The 18,306-nt window shown below is 66.8% G+C and carries 16 protein-coding genes and 1 tRNA gene; 9 read left to right on the forward strand and 8 right to left on the reverse strand.

Annotation, left to right across the window (positions count from 1 at the left end):
- Positions 1–142: 142 nt before the first annotated feature.
- Positions 143–217: transfer RNA gene (locus C3L37_RS02525), tRNA-Val, on the forward strand.
- A gap of 893 nt (positions 218–1,110) precedes the next feature.
- Complete coding sequence (locus C3L37_RS02530) at positions 1,111–2,310, forward strand: MFS transporter (protein WP_129113039.1); 1,200 nt, start codon at positions 1,111–1,113, stop codon at positions 2,308–2,310.
- 104 nt (positions 2,311–2,414) lie between these two features.
- On the opposite strand, the gene C3L37_RS02535 is transcribed toward C3L37_RS02530, so the two are convergent.
- On the reverse strand, positions 2,415–3,362 hold the full coding sequence (locus C3L37_RS02535; RefSeq protein ID WP_129113040.1) for a DUF7282 domain-containing protein: 948 nt from the start codon (positions 3,360–3,362) through the stop codon (positions 2,415–2,417).
- A 168-nt stretch (positions 3,363–3,530) separates the two neighbouring features.
- On the opposite strand from C3L37_RS02535, the gene pdhA reads away from it, so the two are divergent.
- Positions 3,531–4,607: a pyruvate dehydrogenase (acetyl-transferring) E1 component subunit alpha gene (pdhA, locus tag C3L37_RS02540; protein ID WP_129113041.1), complete on the forward strand. Its 1,077-nt coding sequence runs from the start codon at positions 3,531–3,533 to the stop codon at positions 4,605–4,607.
- A complete protein-coding gene (locus C3L37_RS02545) occupies positions 4,597–5,565 on the forward strand; it encodes an alpha-ketoacid dehydrogenase subunit beta (RefSeq protein ID WP_129113042.1) in 969 nt (322 codons plus the stop codon). The genes pdhA and C3L37_RS02545 overlap by 11 nt, the downstream gene beginning before the upstream one ends.
- A gap of 36 nt (positions 5,566–5,601) precedes the next feature.
- On the opposite strand, the gene C3L37_RS02550 is transcribed toward C3L37_RS02545, so the two are convergent.
- Positions 5,602–5,874 (reverse strand): hypothetical protein, encoded by a 273-nt coding sequence (locus C3L37_RS02550; RefSeq protein ID WP_129113043.1) that lies wholly within the window; start codon positions 5,872–5,874, stop codon positions 5,602–5,604.
- 207 nt (positions 5,875–6,081) lie between these two features.
- Here C3L37_RS02550 and C3L37_RS02555 point away from each other — a divergent pair, with 207 nt between their 5' ends.
- Complete coding sequence (locus C3L37_RS02555; RefSeq protein WP_129113044.1) at positions 6,082–7,224, forward strand: CBS domain-containing protein; 1,143 nt, start codon at positions 6,082–6,084, stop codon at positions 7,222–7,224.
- A 25-nt stretch (positions 7,225–7,249) separates the two neighbouring features.
- Here the strand turns inward: C3L37_RS02555 and radB are convergent, their stop codons facing one another.
- Complete coding sequence (radB, locus tag C3L37_RS02560) at positions 7,250–7,948, reverse strand: DNA repair and recombination protein RadB (protein ID WP_129113045.1); 699 nt, start codon at positions 7,946–7,948, stop codon at positions 7,250–7,252.
- 100 nt (positions 7,949–8,048) lie between these two features.
- Between radB and C3L37_RS02565 the strand changes: the two genes are divergently transcribed.
- The gene (locus tag C3L37_RS02565; RefSeq protein ID WP_129113046.1) at positions 8,049–8,966 is read left to right on the forward strand and encodes a hypothetical protein; all 918 of its coding nucleotides are present in this window, start codon (positions 8,049–8,051) and stop codon (positions 8,964–8,966) included.
- Between the two features lie 48 nt (positions 8,967–9,014).
- Here C3L37_RS02565 and larC read toward each other — a convergent pair whose 3' ends face one another.
- Positions 9,015–10,349: a nickel pincer cofactor biosynthesis protein LarC gene (larC, locus tag C3L37_RS02570; RefSeq protein WP_129113047.1), complete on the reverse strand. Its 1,335-nt coding sequence runs from the start codon at positions 10,347–10,349 to the stop codon at positions 9,015–9,017.
- 221 nt (positions 10,350–10,570) lie between these two features.
- On the opposite strand from larC, the gene C3L37_RS02575 reads away from it, so the two are divergent.
- The 3 genes from C3L37_RS02575 to C3L37_RS02585 all read left to right on the forward strand — a co-directional run bounded on the left by C3L37_RS02575 (position 10,571) and on the right by C3L37_RS02585 (position 14,164).
- Entirely contained in the window at positions 10,571–12,796 is a 2,226-nt protein-coding gene (locus C3L37_RS02575) for a CDC48 family AAA ATPase (protein WP_129113048.1), read from the forward strand.
- 330 nt (positions 12,797–13,126) lie between these two features.
- On the forward strand, positions 13,127–13,801 hold the full coding sequence (phoU, locus tag C3L37_RS02580; protein WP_129113049.1) for a phosphate signaling complex protein PhoU: 675 nt from the start codon (positions 13,127–13,129) through the stop codon (positions 13,799–13,801).
- Between the two features lie 171 nt (positions 13,802–13,972).
- Positions 13,973–14,164, forward strand: a complete 192-nt coding sequence (locus tag C3L37_RS02585) for a hypothetical protein (protein ID WP_129113050.1) — start codon at positions 13,973–13,975, stop codon at positions 14,162–14,164.
- A 4-nt stretch (positions 14,165–14,168) separates the two neighbouring features.
- Here the strand turns inward: C3L37_RS02585 and C3L37_RS02590 are convergent, their stop codons facing one another.
- The 4 genes from C3L37_RS02590 to pstA form a co-directional block, all read right to left on the reverse strand.
- Positions 14,169–14,921, reverse strand: a complete 753-nt coding sequence (locus tag C3L37_RS02590) for a competence/damage-inducible protein A (RefSeq protein WP_129113051.1) — start codon at positions 14,919–14,921, stop codon at positions 14,169–14,171.
- A gap of 211 nt (positions 14,922–15,132) precedes the next feature.
- Entirely contained in the window at positions 15,133–15,795 is a 663-nt protein-coding gene (gene phoU / locus C3L37_RS02595; RefSeq protein WP_129113052.1) for a phosphate signaling complex protein PhoU, read from the reverse strand.
- Positions 15,796–15,800: 5 nt separating this feature from the next.
- Entirely contained in the window at positions 15,801–16,676 is an 876-nt protein-coding gene (gene pstB, locus C3L37_RS02600) for a phosphate ABC transporter ATP-binding protein PstB (RefSeq protein WP_129113053.1), read from the reverse strand.
- Between the two features lies 1 nt (position 16,677).
- Positions 16,678–18,297 (reverse strand): phosphate ABC transporter permease PstA, encoded by a 1,620-nt coding sequence (gene pstA, locus C3L37_RS02605; RefSeq protein ID WP_129113054.1) that lies wholly within the window; start codon positions 18,295–18,297, stop codon positions 16,678–16,680.
- Between the last annotated feature and the right edge of the window lie 9 nt (positions 18,298–18,306).

Raw genomic sequence — 18,306 nt, forward strand, 5'->3', positions numbered from 1 at the left:
GTGCGGGGCGATCAGTCGGCCCTCCTCGACCGAGCGCGGCCCGGACGCTCCTCGTCGCGCCGAAATCGGCCGGCGACGCGGCGTTTCGAAAGCTTCAATTACCGTGCTGCGATACGATAGAGTGCGTTCGAAAGCTCTGACCGGGTTGGTGGTCTAGTCTGGTTATGACACCTCCTTGACATGGAGGAGGCCGGCAGTTCAAATCTGCCCCAACCCATTTTTCGAGCGACTACCCGCGAGGAGCGAACGCGGCGAGCGCGTCGCTCGAAAATCGGTCCGGCAGATTTGAATCAGGGAGTGAAGCGAACGACGTGAGCGAAACGACCGTGGTTCAAATCTGCCCCAACCCACTACTCCTGTCGCGGGCAACTCCGCGAGCGACAGGATCGTGACGTTGGGTAGATTTGAACGGGGCGAGTCGCAGCGTCCGAGCGGAGCGAGGGCGACGGCACGGCACAGTCCTCCGAATCGACGAACGACGTGGTTCGCGTCGGAAACGAAGACGTCACCGTCGGTGACGCCACCGTCACGGTCGAAGACACGCGGAAACCGACTTCCCGGAAAAATCCATCGGCGCGGCGAGTTACACCGTCCACGAGTCGAGTCTGACAGTCGATGAGATGGCCGTTTCACCGACGCGGGTACGACGCACGAGATCGGTGACGGTTCAGAACGTCGGCATTTCGATCGAGAACGTCACAGGGCCGTAGCGCGCGGGAAATCCACGACTGTGGAATCGAACGCGGTCTCTCCGATCTACCGGTCGAGCGCGAGTCGCGGTTCCACGTTCCGACCGTTTTTCTGCTCACGACCGAGTCACTACTGACCGTCGTCCTGTCCCCGTCCCCGACTTTCAGAAAATAATCCCTCTGCTAATATCTAAGCCAATAGTTGTAAACACATTTCTACCAATGGTAGATGTAAAATCGTCAGACGCGTACCGCTCGTCGTTTGAATCGGTTCCTCGGATCGGTATCGAGGTCGATATGTCGACGGTGTTCGGCGTCGACCGCCCGTGCGTCGGGTGCGAGACTGTTTTCCGTCCCCGGCACGACGCTCGGTTCTTCGCTTTCGCCACCGGACACCGTCGTTCAGAGGAGACTTCTTGACATGGGCGATACGATCTCGTGGCCGTACAGGACGAACGTCCTCGCGTTGTGTATGTCAGTGTACTTCGGTGTCCGTCTGAGCACCGCCGCGGTGAGCGCGCTCGGATCACAAATCGTCGCGGCGCTCGGCATCTCGTTCGGGCTGTTCGGATTCGCCATCACCGGCGCGAAGAGCACGGCCGCGCTGGTTCAGTTACCGAGCGGCGCGCTCAGCGACACCTACGGTGAGCGGAAGGTGATACTCAGCGCGGTCGTCCTCGCGGGAAGTGGGACGGTTCTGCTGGCGCTCTCTCCGTCGTACACGTTGTTTCTCACCCTCGCGGTGTTGATCGGCGTCGGCGGCGGACTCTACTACAGTCCGTCTACGGTTCTACTCGACGAACTCTACGATCGAACCGGACGCGCGCTCGGCGTATTCCGCATCGGCGGACAGAGCGCGGGAATCGCGGCGCCGCTTTTGGTCGCCGGCGTCGGCATCCGACACGGGTGGCGGAGCGCGTTGCTCGTCGTCGGGCTCCTCCTCGTTCCGATCGGGCTCGGGTTGTCGGTGTTCATGCGCCCGACGACGCCCGCCTCGGAGGCGACGGCGTTGCACGACCGTCTACGTCCGCGTCGACTTCGCGCGCTCCTCTCGCGGCCGCCGATCGCGGTGACGACGCTCTTTGCGAGCCTCACGCAGTTCGTCGACGTCGCCGCGTTCGCTCTCCTGCCGTTAGGACTCCAGCGATATCACGGCCTCTCGCCGGCGTTCGCGGCGGCCCTCTACGGACTGTATTTCGTCTTCGGGGCGCTGTTCCAGCCGATGAGCGGCTGGCTGTCCGATCGATTCGATCACCGCTGGGTTATCGGCGGAACGCTACTCGCCGGTGTCGTGGGGTTCTGCCTGCTGACGGCCCGCGCGTCGCCCGTAATCCTCGCCGTCGCGGTCGGATTCGTCGGCGTGTCCCGGACGTGGGCGCCGCCGGTGCAGGCGCGGTTCCTCCATCACCTCCGGGCGGGCGATCGCGGCACGGGCTTCGGGCTGGTCCGCACGATTTACCTCCTCGTCGGGGCGCTCGGCGCCACGACCACCGGCACCGTCGCGTCTACCCTCGGATGGTCGTATGCATTCGCGACACTCGCAGCCGTTCTCTGCGTCTGCGTTTCGATCCTCCTCGCGATAACGGCGTGGTCGTGGGTTGAACGCCGGGGAGCGGTTTAACGGTGTTTCCACCGGCACCGCGCCCCGCGCCGGTTATACATCCCCTCCGGAAAAAGCGCCGCATCCTCCCTCGCGGGCGGTCCTCCCTCCCGAACGCGCACCCTTCAGCAGCCGTCGCCGTGCACCGTGATCGTCGCGTCGTCCACGACGGGTTCGCCGTCCACCGTGTACGGGCCGTCCTCCTCCCCCTCCGACGTGAGGAAGTCGTAGTCCCCGTCCTCGTCGGTGTCGAAGTGCGGCATGGCGATGAGCGTCGCATCCTCTTCGAGCATCTCCATCTCGAACTCCGCGCCGGGGACGCCCTCGAACAGCGCGATCTCGATCTCCCCGTGCGTGCCAGCGTCGAGGACCTCCGAGACGCCGATCACGCTGTCGAACACCGCGCCGTCGAGGAGCGTCGCGTCGTGGACGGTGACGAAGCCGCCCTCCGAGAGCGTCGCCTCGTGCACCCAGACGCTCGTGCCGTCCGACTCCTGGTCCCGGAAGCAGACCTCGGCCATCGGCTCCTCGTCGTCGGCCTCGACCGTGATCATCGCGTCGTCGACGACCGGCTCGTCGTCGACCGTGTACGGACCGTCCTCCTCGCCTTCGGTCTCGACGAAGTCGTACTCCTCGTTTCCGTCGGTGTCGAGGTGCGGCATGGCGATGAGCGTCTGGTCTCCCTCCAGCGTCTCCTCCTCGAAGTCCACGCCCTTCACGTCGAAGAGCGCGACCTCGACGTCCTCGTGAGTCCCCTCGTCGAGGTACTCGGAGACGCCGACGACGCTGCCGAGCGCGTCACCGTCGAGCAGCCGCTCGTCGTGGATGGCGACGAAGCCGCCCTCCGGCAGGGTCGCGGCGGCGACCGTGACCGTCTTCCCGTCGGTCGTCTGGTCGTCGAACGTCACCGTCGACTCGTGTTCGTCCGCGATCGCCGTGCCGCCCAGCGCGACCGCCGCCCCCGTCGCCGCGGCCATCGTGAGGAAGCGCCGACGGGAGGTCCCGTCGAGGGCGTCGCCGACTGTTTCGCGTGCTGTGCGTCCCGTCTCACCTGCGTTGTCGCGTTCGGACATGGTAGGATACGCCGCCGATCGGCGGACGGTGGAACGTCGTCGGACGTGGTAAAATCGATTTTGCGGACTGTCACCCGAATCTTACCCAAATCTCGCCCGAGTCTCTCGACGCGCGCGAGCGGGCGCGAACGTCCAATTAAGTGTCTCCTCGACGTGCCTCTCCCCACCATGCCCCGCGAGTCGATCGCCGAGTTCGCGATAGACCGGATGCAGGTGCTGGCCCCGGACGGATCGGTCGACGAGAGTCTCGAACCCGACCTCCCCGAGGAGCGCCTGCGCGAACTGTACCGGACGATGAAGCTCTCCCGTCGCCTCGACGAGCGCGCGATCGCGCTCCAGCGTCGCGGCGAACTCGGGACCTACGCGCCGGCCATCGGGCAGGAGGGGGCCCAGGTCGGAAGCGCCGCGGCGCTCTCGGACGACGACTGGATGGTGACGTCGTTCAGGGAGGGGCCGGCGTACCTGGCGCGCGGGACGCCGCCGCACGTGCTCCTCTGGTACGCAATGGGGATGGAGGAGGGGTCGGCCGTCCCGCGGGAGACGCACAACATGCCCCCGTCGATCCCCGTCGGCTCGCAGGCGCTCCATGCGACCGGACTGGGGTGGGGACAGGAGATCGCCGGCGAGGACGCGGCGACGCTCGTCTACTTCGGCGACGGCGCGACCTCGGAGGGCGACGTCTACGAGGCGCTCAACCTCGCCGGGGTGTACGACTCGCACGCCGTCTTCCTCTGTCAGAACAACGGGTACGCCATCTCCGTCCCGCGGGAGAAGCAGACCCGCGCGGAGACGCTGGCGCAGAAGGCCATCGCGGCGGGCATCGAGGGCGTCCAGGTCGACGGCAACGACGTCCTCGGCACCTACGCGGCGACCCGGGAGGCGCTCGAACGCGCCCGCGACGGCGATCCGGTGTTCGTCGAAGCGGTGACGTATCGGCGGTCGCTGCACACGACCGCCGACGACCCGACGGTCTACCGACTGCGGGAGGAAGAGGCGGAGTGGGAGGCGCTCGATCCGATCGAGCGCTTCGAGACGCACCTCCGCGAGCGCGGCGCGCTCACGGACGAGCGGATCGCCGAGATCGAAGCCGACGTCGAGGACGAACTCGCCTCGGAGATCGAACTGGCGAACGAGGCCCGACGCGAGGTCGACCCGGCGGACATGTTCGAGTACGTCTACGAGACGCTTCCGCCGGAACTCGCCCGCCAGCGCGCGGCGTTCGGAGGTGAGGCCGATGGCGAATAAGCGCAGGATGATCGAGGCGATCCGCGAGACCCTCCGAGAGGAACTGGCGCGCGACGACCGGGTCGTCGTCTACGGGCAGGACGTCGGCCGAAACGGCGGCGTCTTCCGCGCGACCGAGGGGTTGATCGACGAGTACCCAAACAGGGTGTACGACGCGCCGGTCGCCGAGGCGGGGATCGTCGGCCTCGGCGTCGGCCTCGCGGCCTACGGATTCGTCCCCGTCCCGGAGATCGAGTTCTCCGGGTTCATGCACCAGGCGTTCCACCAGCTCCAGCAGCACGTCGCCCGCCTGCGAAGTCGGACGCGCGGCGAGCTCCACTGCCCGATGACGATCCGCGCGCCGTACGGCGGCGGCATCAGGGCGCTCGAACACCACTCCGAGAGCTTCGAGGCCGGCTACGCCCACACGCCGGGGCTGAAGGTCGCGATCCCCTCGACCCCCGCCGACGCGAAGGGACTCCTGGCGGCGTCCGTCCGCGACCCCGACCCCGTGATCTTTCTCGAACCGACGCGGCTCTACCGCGCGACCAGCGCGCCGGTCCCGGAGGGCGACTACGTCGTCCCCCTGGGCGAGGCCGAGGTGGTGCGGGAGGGCGACGACGTCACCGTGGTGAGCTGGGGTGCGTCGCGACAGCTGGCGCTCTCGGTCGCGGCGGACGCGGACGCGAGCGTCGAGGTCGTCGATCCGCGGACGATCGCCCCGCTCGACACCGAGACGATCCTCGACTCGGTGCGGAAGACCGGTCGGTGCGTCGTCGTCCACGAAGCGCCGCGGACGGCCGGCATGGCCGCCGAGATCACGGCGCGCATCAACGACCGCGCGCTTTTGTACCTCGAAGCCCCGGTCCAGCGGGTCACCGGCTACGACGTGCCGTACCCCCTGTTCGCCCGGGAACGCGCGTACGCGCCGGACGAAGATCGAATCAGGGCGGGGATCGAACGGGCGCTCGCGTTCTGACCCATCGTCGCTGGACGATCCCGTTTTCGAGGTTCGCTACTCCGCGTCGGCGTCTTCGGCGCTTTCCTCCACGTACTGGCGGGCGGCCGCGACCGCCCGCTCGCGTTCCGCCGGTTCGTCGAGCAGCGGAACCCGGTGGACGGTTCCGAGTTCGCTCCGCGGCTGCGCGTACGCGATCCAGCCGTCCCCTTCTCGAACGCACAGCACGCGCTCGTCCGGCCCGAGCCACGCGCTGACGTCGTCGCTCGATTCCTCGGCCGTCCACCCCGGCGGCGCACCGTCGTCCGGTTCGTCGATCGAAGGCGTCATCGCGGTGTCTCGACACGGCATCGAACGGGATAGGTGTTCGCCGCGCGACCGACCGGGCGAGCCGGCCGTCGTCGGGGGCCGCTCTCGACAGGTCGACCATCGAACACGAACGATTCCCGCGTCGCGTCGGCCGATCGAATCGATCGATGTCGGGCGGATTGTGCGACAACTTTCAAGACAACTGAGAGAGTAGGATGAAGTTGGACCATGGATATCACCGACATCGCCATCCCGGAGTTCGTCACGGTCGACGCCGACCAGCGGTTGGGGAAGGTCCGTTCGATCTTCGAGCGGGAGAACCCGAAGGGGTTGGTCGTCCAGAACGATGGCGAGTACGTGGGCGTCATCGGGGAGAAACAGCTGATCCAGTCTCACATCGAGGACAGCACGAAGGCGGCCGCGCTGATGACGTCCGCGCCGCAGGTCGACCGACGCGAGGACGTCCGCGAGACCGCCCGGATGCTCATCGAGGGGGACACGAAGATCGCGCCCGTCTTCGAGGGCGAGAATCTGTGGGGGATCGTCACGACCGACGCCATCCTCGAAGCCGTCGTCGAGAACCTCGACGCGCTCACCGTCGAGCAGATCTACACGGAGGACGTCGTCACGATCGTCGAGGAGGACCGCCTCGGGCAGGCGATCAACCGCCTCCGCGAAAACGGGATCTCCAGGCTCCCGGTGCTCAACGAGAACGGCGCGCTCACCGGCGTCCTCACGACCCACGACATCGTCGACTTCGTCACGCGGAAGATGCACCGGCAGGGGAAGGGCGACAGGACCGGCGACCTCGACCGGATGCTCGACCTGCCCGTCTACGATCTCATGACCAGCCCGGTGTTCACGACGAACCCGGGCGAGACGGTCGAGGACGCCGTCAGACGGATGTTCGACAACGACATCGCGGGCCTCGTGGTCACCCCCACCGAGAGCGACAGCGAGGTCGCCGGCGTCCTGACCAAGACGGACGTGCTCCGGGCGCTCACCTACACCGAACAGGACACGATGGACGTACAGATCACGAACGTCGGCCTGCTCGACACGATGTCCCGCGAGGAGGTCGTCGAGAGCATCCTCAACGTGGTCGACAAGTACCAGGAGATGCGGGTTCACCACGCCCACGTACGATTTCACGAACACAAGGAGAAGCTCCGCGGGACGCCGCTCATCCAGTGTCAGATCCGCCTGCGCACCAGCCACGGGCAGGTCGCCGGCTCCGGCGAGGGCTACGGCGCGGAACACGCCTTCCGCGTCGCGCTCGACAAGCTGGAGCGGAACGTGCTCGAACTGAAGGGCATAAACAGCGACGAGGAGTACCGCGGACAGCTCCTCCGGAAGCTCGGCGAGCTGTAGGCTCCCGCGACAGCCCCTCCGGCGCTCAGAAGCCGTCCACCGCGTCCATCCCCGCGTCGGTGATGCGGAACACCGCGATCTCCCCCGCGGCCTTCGCCCGGTGTTTCTCCAGCGTCGCCCGGCGGTTGCCGCCGCGGAACCGGTCGATGCGGACGACCGCACCCGTCCAGTGCTCCAACGTGTTTCCCCCGAGCGGCCGCGTCCGATCGCTCTCCGGGTCCGCGAAGACCTGATTCGTGACGACCACCGCGAGGTCGTGCTTTCGCGCGAGCGACAGGAGGTGCGTCACCTGCCGCGCGACCCGGCGGAGCGACTCGCCGTCGTCGTCCTCGGCCGTCCGCTCCAGCCGGTAGAACCCCGTCGCGCTGTCGAGGACGATGAGGTCGGCCCGCGAGGCGAACTCCGCGGCGTCGCGGACGGCCTCCTCCTGCTGTTCGAAGTCGTACGCCTCGGAGACGATGAGCCGGGCGGCGACCGCTTCGAACTCCCCCTCGTCGCCGACGCGCGCGTCGACCAGCTGGCGGAAGCGATCGATCGACAGGCCCTCGGTGTCGATGTAGACGGCCGTGCCGCCGTCGGCGGCGACCTCCACGGCGGCCGTCAGCGCCAGGTTCGTCTTCCCGGCCGCGGGCGGCCCGTACACCTGCGTGACGGTGCCGCGCTCGAACCCACCGGCCAGCAGGTCGTCGAGGGCGGCACAGCCGGTGGTAAGTGACTCGCTCACGGGCGAAGTTGGCGCGGTCCGCGCAAAAAGCCCTCGGTCCGGGCGTCAGCGCGCCGCTCGCCCGTAGGCTTATAGCCCGTCGCCGTCGAAATCCCACCTCGTGATCGTCGTCGCCACCGAGGATTTCGAACTCTACCACGACGTCGTCGCCGAACTCCGCGATCGCGGCGTGGCGTTCACCACGATCCGCCCCGGCGACGACCTCCCCGAGGGAACCCGCGTGCTCATCACTGCGCCGACCGACGAGTCGTCGGCGTTCCTCGGCGGGAACGACGACGAACGCGCTGGAGACGGAGAACGCGACCACGGACGCGCGAGCGAAAACGCCGACGGGCGAACCGACGACGCCGGGAACGCCGAGGCCGGCGCGATCGCCCCCGAGGTGGAGCGCGTCGTCGCCAGCGCCGACGAGACCAGACGGGCCGTCGAGGAGGCGCTCGCGATCCTCCGCGGCGGCGGACGGACGGTGGTCGGCGTCGACCCGGGCGTCCGCCCGGGGATCGCCGTCCTCGTCGGCGACGTGGTCGTCTCGGCGTTCCACGTCCCGCTCGGGGACGCGGTCGACGTGATCACGCGGGAGGTCGCGGACGCGGTCGATCCCGTGGTCAGGGTCGGCGACGGCGCGCGCCTCCAGGGCGCGCAGATCGTGAACGACCTCGACGACGTGACGGTCGAGCTGGTCGACGAGACGGGCACCACGCCCTATCTGGGAACCGGCGCGCGCGGCATGGGCGACGTGCTCGCGGCCGTCAACATCGCCCGGATCGAGGGCGAGCGCGTCGACTCGCGGGAGATCGAACCGACGGCCGGCGAACTCCAGCGCATCAAGGACCGCTCCCGCCGGGAGTCCGGCGACAACCGCACCATCGACGAGTCGCTCGCCCGCAGGGTCGCGGCGGGCGAACTCACGATCGACGAGGCGCTGGACGAACACCGCGGATTCGGAAGCGACGGGAACGACGGCGACGGCGGGAGCGACGAGGGCGAAGGCGACGATGGTGACGACGCCGATCGCTGAAGACGGCGCCTCGCCCGCCCGATCACGCTCGCCGATCGCCTTCGACGCTCAGTCGTCGCGCGTCCCGTCCGCGACGAGCGCCTCGGCCCGGCGCAGCACCTCGCGCACCGGCAATCCGGTTTCGTCCGCGACCGCGGCCGCGTCGTCGAACTCGGCGCTCACGTCGTACACGTCGCCGGCGGCGTCGCTCGCGACCTTCACCGACACCTCGTACTCCCGCCCGTCGACCGCGAGCGTCGCGGTTTCGAAGGTCCGCGCGGCGGTCCACCGGTGGCCGGCCCCGTGCTCGCGGATCCCGAGCGTCCCCGTCTCCTCCGCGAGGCGGCGGGCGACGCGCTCTGCGTCCTCTGGTTTCGCGACGACCTTCACGAGGTGGCCCGGGCGCGACTTCTTCATCGTCGCCGGCAGGATCGACACGTCGCGCGCGCCGGCCGACGCGAGCGTCTCCTGCAGGTTCCCGAGCACCTCCGGCGACGCGTCGTCGAGGTTCGTCTCCAGGACAGTGATCTCCTCGCGGGCGAGCGACGCGCCGCCGTCGCCGACGAGCGCCCGGAGCACGTTCGGGTGCTCGGGGAAGTCGCGGCGGCCCGCGCCGTAGCCGACCGTGTCGACCCGCAGTGAGGGGAGGTGCTCCGCGCCGTCGGCGACGTGCGCGAGGATCGCCGCGCCGGTCGGCGTCAACAGCTCCGCGTCGACCGGCCCGCCCTTCAGCGACCAGTCCGCCCGCGCCGCGAGTTCGACGACCGCGGGCGTCGGAACCGGGTAGCGGCCGTGGCTCATCGACACCTCGCCGCCGCCCGTCGAAACCGGCGTCGCGACGACCCGATCGACGTCGAGGTCGGCGAGCAGGAGACACGCCCCGACGACGTCCGCGATGGCGTCGTCCGCGCCGACCTCGTGGAAGTGCGTCGCGTTCAGGTCCGTCCCGTGGACCGCCGCCTCAGCCTCGCCAAGGAGTTCGAAGACGGCGAGCGCGTCGGATTCGACAGCCGCCGGGAGTCCCATCGACTCGACGATTTCGACGACCTCCGGGTAGGATCGGTGGGGGCCGCGTCCTTCGGCGTGGACGTGATCGTGATCGTGGTTGTGATCGTGATCGTGATCGTGACTGTGATCGTGATCGTGACTGTGATCGTGATCTCGGACGCGATCGCGGTCGTTTCGCTGGGAATCATCGTCGTCGACCGCCGCGTCCCCGCCGAGGAGCACGTCGACCGTCGCCGCGCCGATCCCGTTCTTCTCGGTCTCGCCGACTTCGTACCGGACGTCGATCGCGCTCTCGACGGGTGAGAGCGCGTCCGGGTCGGCGTCGACGGCGAGGAGCGCCGCGAGGATCATGTCGCCGCTCGCGCCCATGCGGCCGTCGAAGGCAAGCGTGCGCATATCCGAGAAGACGTCGGGGATGACAAAAGCCTCGTCTCTTCGATCTCCGCTCCGTCCCGAAGGGTGAGGCTTTAGCCTGCAATCCCCGTAAGTGAGAGTAGGGATTAAGAGGCTCGCGAGGCACAGTGTTACTATATGGCAATCGACGCGCGGGCGACGGGGGTAGCAAAGGACTTATCCTGTGCCATCGCCGAGAAATCAGTAATCCCCGCAAGTGAATCATGAACGAAGTCCAACTCGAAGTGGCGAAGGCGTACCCGAACGACTCGGGTCGCGGCATCGCCCGTCTTGATCCGGACACGCTGCTCCATCTCAAGCTCTCGCCGGGCGACATCATCGAGATCGAAGGCGGTGAGACGACGGCCGCGAAGGTGTGGCGCGCCGACCGGCAGGACTGGAACACCGACACCGTCCGCATCGACGGATTCACCCGGCAGAACGCCGACGTCGGCATCGGCGAGCGCGTGACCATCAGGAAGGCGGAAGCGAAGAAGGCGAACAGGCTCGTGCTCGCGCCCCCGGAGGAGGCGAGCGTGCAGTTCGGCTCCGACGCCGCGGGCATGGTCAAGCGACAGATCCTGAAACGGCCGGTCGTAGAGCGCGACATCGTGCCCGTGATGTCCTCCACGAACCACCCGTTCATGCGCTCGCCCGGACAGGCGATCCCGCTCATCGCCGTCGAGACCGACCCGGACGACGTCGTCCTCATCACCGAGGACACCGAGGTCGAACTCCGTGAGGAACCCATCTCGGGCTTCGAGAAGACCGGCGGCGGGATCACCTACGAGGACATCGGCGGCCTCCAAAACGAGATCCAGCGCGTCCGGGAGATGGTCGAACTCCCGATGAAGCACCCGCAGATCTTCAAGAAGCTCGGCATCGAGCCGCCGCAGGGCGTCCTCCTCCACGGCCCGCCGGGCACGGGCAAGACCCTCCTGGCGAAGGCCGTCGCCAACGAGACCTCGGCGAGTTTCTTCTCCATCGCCGGCCCCGAGATCATCTCCAAGTACTACGGCGAGTCCGAACAGCAGCTCAGGGAGATCTTCGAGGACGCGAAGGAGGAGTCGCCGGCGATCATCTTCATCGACGAACTCGACTCCATCGCGCCCAAGCGCGAGGACGTGACCGGCGAGGTCGAACGCCGCGTCGTCGCCCAACTGCTGACGATGATGGACGGGCTCGAAACCCGGGGACAGGTCATCGTCATCGCGGCGACGAACCGCGTCGACTCGGTCGACCCGGCGCTGCGTCGCCCCGGGCGGTTCGACCGCGAGATCGAGATCGGCGTCCCCGACGAAGTGGGTCGCAAGGAGATCCTCCAGATCCACACCCGCGGCATGCCGCTGTCGGACGACGTGAGCCTCGACCACCTCGCGGACGAGACCCACGGCTTCGTCGGCGCCGACATCGAGAGCCTCACCAAGGAGGCGGCGATGAAGGCGCTGCGGCGCTACCTCCCCGAGATCGACCTCGACGAGGAGGACATCCCGCCGAGCCTCATCGACCGGATGATCGTAAAACGGCAGGACTTCGGCGGCGCGCTCGCCGAGGTGGAACCCAGCGCGATGCGCGAGGTGCTGGTCGAACTGCCGAAGATCTCGTGGGACGACGTGGGCGGCCTCGAAGACCCCAAACAGCAGGTCAAAGAGAGCGTCGAGTGGCCGCTGACCGACCGCGACAAGTTCGAACGCATGGGCATCGAACCGCCGAAGGGCGTGCTCCTGTACGGCCCGCCCGGAACCGGCAAGACGCTGATGGCGAAGGCGGTCGCCAACGAGACGAACGCCAACTTCATCTCCGTCCGCGGACCGCAGCTCCTCTCGAAGTGGGTCGGCGAGTCGGAGAAGGCGATCCGACAGACCTTCCGGAAGGCCCGGCAGGTGTCGCCGACGGTCATCTTCTTCGACGAGCTCGACAGTCTCGCGCCCTCGCGGGGGCAGGAGGTCGGCAACAACGTCTCCGAGCGCGTCGTCAACCAGCTCCTGACCGAGCTCGACGGGCTGGAGGAGATGGGCGACGTGATGGTCATCGGCGCGACCAACCGCCCGGACATGATCGACCCCGCGCTGATCCGCTCGGGCCGGTTCGACCGCCTCGTGATGATCGGCGAGCCGAGCGCGGAGGGCCGCGAGCAGATCCTGAAGATCCACACGCAGGCCAGCCCGCTCGCGCCCGACGTGAGCCTGCGCGAGATCGCGGAGATCACGGACGGCTACGTCGGCTCCGACCTCCAGAGCATCGCCCGCGAGGCAGCCATCGAGGCGCTCCGCGAGGACGGCGACGCCGACGAGATCGAGATGCGCCACTTCCGCAAGGCGATGGAGAACGTTCGCCCGACGATCAACGAGGACATCATGGACTACTACGAGCAGATGGCCGACCGCTTCCGCGGCGGCGCGCGCGATCAGTTCGCCGAACGCGGCGGCGGGCGGATCGGCTTCCAGTGAACCGTTTACGCTGCGGTCGCGCGCCTACGGCGCGCTCCCTCGGCAAACGGTTCATCAAAAGCGCTTCGTCACCCCCTCGGGCGCGGCGTCGCCGCGCCCTCGAGGGTTCCTCGGCCCGCTCGCGCCTCGCGGCGCTCGCGTCGTGAAATCTGGACGGTATTGACTCCCTCGCCGCCCTGAAGGGCGAAGCCTGCGCTCGAAATTCGGGTCGGAAGGCCCGAACGCGACAAGCGTTGACGCGCGAGCGCCGACGAGAAAAGCCGGCGTTTCCGGCGCAATGTCACGCCGAGAACACAATATACATACGGCTGACCGTCGGAAGTCGAAAGCATGCCACGAAACGAGTATCAGACCAGGCTCGCGGATCTCCGAAGCGACGTTCTCTACATGGCCGAAGTGGTCGCCGAACGGCTCCGGATGGGGCTCGACGCGCTCGAACAGAAGGACGAGCGCCTCGCGGAGGAGGTCATCCAGGGCGACGGCGAGGTGAACCGGATGTACCTCGACCTCGAGAGCGACTGCATCGACCTCATCGCCCTCCAGCAGCCGGTCGCGGGCGACCTCCGCTTTATCGCCTCGTCGTTCAAGATCATCACCGACCTCGAACGCATCGCCGACCTCGCGACGAACCTCGGAAAGTACGCCACCGACGCCGAGCGGGACCTCTTCCCGGACGTCGATATCCAGCGACTCGGCGACTACACGCTCGAAATGCTCGACCAGGCGATGGCGGCGTACGAGAACGAGGACGCCGACGAGTGTTACGCGGTCGCGGATCGAGACGACGACCTCGACGCGATGTGCGAGGCCGCGAGCGAGATCGTCGTCCGCGACCTCATCGAGGGCGAAGAACTGGGGTCCGACGGCGCGGTTGAACCACTCATGCAGGACGTCTCGCGCCTGCTTCTCACCGTGCGCGACCTCGAACGGGTCGGCGACCACGCGGTCAACATCGCCGCGCGCACCCTCTACATGATCGAAAACGACGACGAGCTCATCTACTAGACGACCTTTTTCCGCCTCGGGTGCGCTTCGCGCACCGCTCGGCGCAAAAAGCTCGAGCAAAAAAGACCGCTCGCTCCCTGCGGTCGCTCGCGGTACGATTTCGTGAACACGGGCGTAACCGGTCATCTTGAGCCGGTGAACTTTTATCCGGATCGAGTACATTTCGCAGTCATGACCGGTCCGCAACGGTCGTGCGAGCGTACGTCGTCCGTCCTGCTCCTCGACCACAGCCTCCTCTCGCTGTCGGATTACCTCGCCATGCAGCGGTCGGTCGGCAACGAGACGCGCTTTCGGATCCTCGAACGCGGCGTCCGCGAACTGATGCGCGAGGAGTGGGAACCGCTCGACGCCTACGGTCGCTGAAGCCTTACTTCTCTCCCGTCTCTCCATTCTCGACCAGCTCCACCCGATCGCGGAGCCACGCCACCGCCGCGCGGACCGCCTCGGCGTCCCGCCCGGACACCTTGATGCGGTTGTGCACGTCGCCGCGGGCCGGATAGCTGCCGACGGCGACGTCGAACCGGTCGCGAACCTCGGCGAGTTGTTTCGTCACCGCCCCCTCCGGTGCGGGCGTGAAGAGCGTCTCCGAGACCCCGTCGCCGTCGAACTCCTCGGCGACGAGTTCGAACATCGCGCGCATCTCGTCCGGGATGCCGGGGAGGACGTACACGTTCTCGGTCACACACCCCGGCGAGAGCCCCGCGGGATTGAGGAGCGGGCGGCTCCCCTCCGGGATCGACGACTGCGCGTCCGCGTCGATCTCGAGGTCGTACGCCTCGGCCAGGTCGGGGTTGGCCTCCCGGAACGCGGCGACGGTTTCGAGCACGTCCGCCCTGGCCTCCTCGTTCACGACGAGCGATCGGCCGAACGCGGTCGCCACGCCGTCCATCGTCAGGTCGTCGTGCGTCCCGCCCAGCCCGCCGGTGACGACGACCGCACTGTACGCGTCGCTCCACTCCCGCACCGCCTCGGCGATGACGCCCTCGTCGTCGGGCACGGTGAGGATCCGCCTCACCGTCGCGCCGCGCTCGGTCAGCCGCCGCGCTAGCCACGTCGCGTTCGTGTTCTCCGTGTCCCCGGCTAGCAGTTCGTCGCCGACCGTGAGGATCGCCACGTTCATGGCCCGGATGCGGCCCCCGGACGATTAAGCGTTGGTCAGGCGGCAGGGCGGCGGTGCGGTAAGCCCGAGGAGTCGTACCGCGAGCGAAGCGAGCGGGCCGACGACCGAACGGAGTCACGGCGAAGCCGTGACGAAGCGAGGGAGGAGCGCTTTTGATGAACCGTTTACCGAGGGAGCGCGCCGTAGGCGCGCGACCGCAGCGTAAACGGTTCTAGTAGATGAGCTCGTCGTCGTTTTCGATCATGTAGAGGGTGCGCGCGGCGATGTTGACCGCGTGGTCGCCGACCCGTTCGATGTCCCGAACGGTCAGGAGAAAGTGAGAAACCTCGGCGAACAGCGACTCGTCGTACGCGGCGTCGAGCCCGACGAGGTCGCGGACGACGACCGCCCCGACGCGTTCGCACTCGACGTCGAGGTCGTCGTCCCGCGCCGCGATCTCGCGACAGGCGTCGGCGTCGCGGCGGGCGTACGCCGCGAGCGCGTCGTCGAGCATCGACACGGCGAGCGAACCGAGCGCCCGCAGGTCGACCGTCGGAAACACCTCGCGCTCGCGCGCGATCACGTAGCGACACAGGTTCGTCGCGAGGTCGGCGATCCGTTCGAGGTCGGTCACGATCTTGAAGGAGGAGACGACGAACCGGAGATCGCCGGCGACGGGTTGCTGAAGGGCGATGAGATCGAGACAGGTCCTCTCGAGGTCGAGAGATAGTTCGTTGACGTCGCTGTCGGTCCGGATCAGCGACCGCGCGCGGTCCGCGTCGCGTCGGGCGAGCGCGGCGAACGCCTTCTCGACGCGGGCGACGACGGCCTCGCCCATGTCGAGCACCGAATCGTGGAGCGCCGCCAGCTCGCGCTGGTACTCCTCGCGGGGCACGTCAGTTAGCCGAACTTGCCGGTGATGTAGTCCTCGACGCGCTGACTCTGGGGGTTTTCGAAGATCTTCTGGGTGTCGTCAAACTCAACGAGTTCGCCACCGGTGAGGAAGACGGCGGTTTTGTCGCTGATTCGCGCGGCCTGCTGCATGTTGTGGGTGACGATGATGACCGTGTACTCCTCCGCGAGATCGTCGATGAGGTCTTCGATCTGTGAGGTCGCAACTGGGTCGAGCGCGCTCGCCGGCTCGTCCATGAGGATGACCTCGGGATCGACGGCGATCGCGCGGGCGATGCAGAGCCGCTGTTGCTGGCCGCCCGAGAGTTCCAATCCGCTCTCGTCGAGGCGGTTTTTGACTTCATCCCAGAGCGCCGCCCCCTTGAGTGCTTGTTCGACTTTTTCGTCCACGTTTTCGGTCTTCCCCTGAACCTTGAGGCCGTACGCGACGTTGTCGTAGATGCTCTTCGGGAAGGGGTTCGGCGCTTGAAACACCATTCCGATGTGCCGTCTGAGGGAAACGGGATCGACGTCGTCGTCGTACACGTTCTTCCCTTCGAAGAAGAGGTCACCGTCGACGCGACAGGAGTCGATCAGGTCGTTCATTCGGTTGATACACCGAAGGAACGTCGACTTTCCGCAACCTGACGGGCCGATCATCGCCGTCACCTGATTCTGTGGGATCGCGATGTCGATGTTTTGAAGCGCCTGATCGTTACCGTAGTACACGTCGAGGTTCCGTGACTCGATTACGGTCCGTGAGTCGCTCTTTCTACCCGATCCGCGTCCCGCGTTGACTGCCTCCGACCCCGGCCGAGGCGAAACGAGGGTGTCGTTTTCGGTCTCTGCGTCTGGGTCGGGGCTGGACATGTTTTCCTGTGTCATTTTAACTCCTCCGCTGATATTTGTTCCGGATGAGAATTGCCGCGGCGTTCATCGAAAGCAGTACCACCAGCAGCGTAACGACGCCGGCCGCCATGACACCGTACTGGAAATCGGTGCTCGGTTCGGCGACCCACGCGAAGATCTGACGCGGCATGGCGCTGTAGATGTCGAAGAAATTTTCCGGTGCTACGTACACGTTCGCTGCGGCACCGATCATGAGGAGCGGCGCGGTTTCGCCGATGGCTCTACCGAACGCGAGGATGCTCCCAGTGAGAATCCCGGGAAGCGCACGCGGGAGCACCACTCGGCGGACCGTTTGCCAACGCGTCGCACCCATCCCGTAGGAGGCCTGTCGAAGCGTATCCGGCACCGCGCGAATCGCCTCCTGTGCCGAAATGATGATGATCGGTAGGATGAGAAGCGCGACGGTCATACCGCCGACGATGACGATTCCTGTCTGGAAATTGAACCAATTGACGAACAGTGCCAGTCCCAAGATTCCGTACACGACAGAGGGAACGCCGGCAAGGTTACCGATGTTAATCTCTATGAGCTTTACGACCTTCCCCAGCGGACCGCCGCTGGGCGCGTATTCTTCGAGATATATCGCGGCGCCAACCCCGACGGGGAACGAGGCGACGACGATCACGACCATCATCATAATCGTCCCGATCATCGCCGGGTAGATCCCGGCTTCATCGGGGAAGCGCGAAGGGGCGCTCGTGAGGAATTGGTAATCGAGCCACGCTTCAGGGCCGGCGAAGCCGAACACCTCGGCGAGTATCCCCCCGGCGATCGCTCCGCCCATGACGACGACAGGAAGCAGTAACCCGACAGGGCGGTCGCGCTCTCTCATAACGCTCTCGAAGTAGACCACCGTCGGGATACCACCAAACGTAAACAGAATGATCCACACCTCGGGTCCGAGTCCGGTGAACGGCATAACGAACGCACCGGCGACGGCGACAGCCAGCACCAGCGCACCAGCGATGATGCCGTCTCGTTGATTACCGCGGTCACGGGCGATCTTGAGTCCCGCGAGCGTCGCACCGGGGAGACCGAACGTCAGGAGGTAGATCAACCACGCGGTGGGTAACACGGGCACATTCACGACCCCGATGTACGTCGCTGGCGCGAGCACGCCGAGGGCGATACCGACGACGAGCAACTGTTCAACGATACCGGTGCCGGAACGAACGCGTCGGTGGCCGACGATCGCGCTGACCGCGACGGCTATCGCGAGAACCGACGCTAACCATCCGAAGACGTTGAAGACGTCTATGAACAGGAGCAGGACTCCTAGGCCGAGCAGCAGGCCGTAGAGGGGAATTCCCAGAGCGGTCATTCCGATCCACACGTCGTCGTCGTCGGTCCGGGAAATCAAGTATGCGACGAGCGCCGTGGCAGGCAGGACGAGTGTTACCAAGAACGTGAGGTGCCACTCCGTATCCGCCGTGGCTGGATTGATGGCGTCGTTCGCGACGACCGCGAGAAGCGAAAATACCGCCAGAATCGCGAACAGCGTGGCGCCCAGACAGAGCGCCGCGAAAAGTCGCCCGGGGAGTCGGCTAATCTCTCCGGAAGCACCGAACCACGACTGTTTGCCCCGTTCGGTCGCCATCAGCTCATC

This window comes from Halegenticoccus tardaugens, assembly GCF_004116405.1.
GTDB classification, from domain to species: Archaea; Halobacteriota; Halobacteria; order Halobacteriales; family Haloferacaceae; genus Halegenticoccus; species Halegenticoccus tardaugens.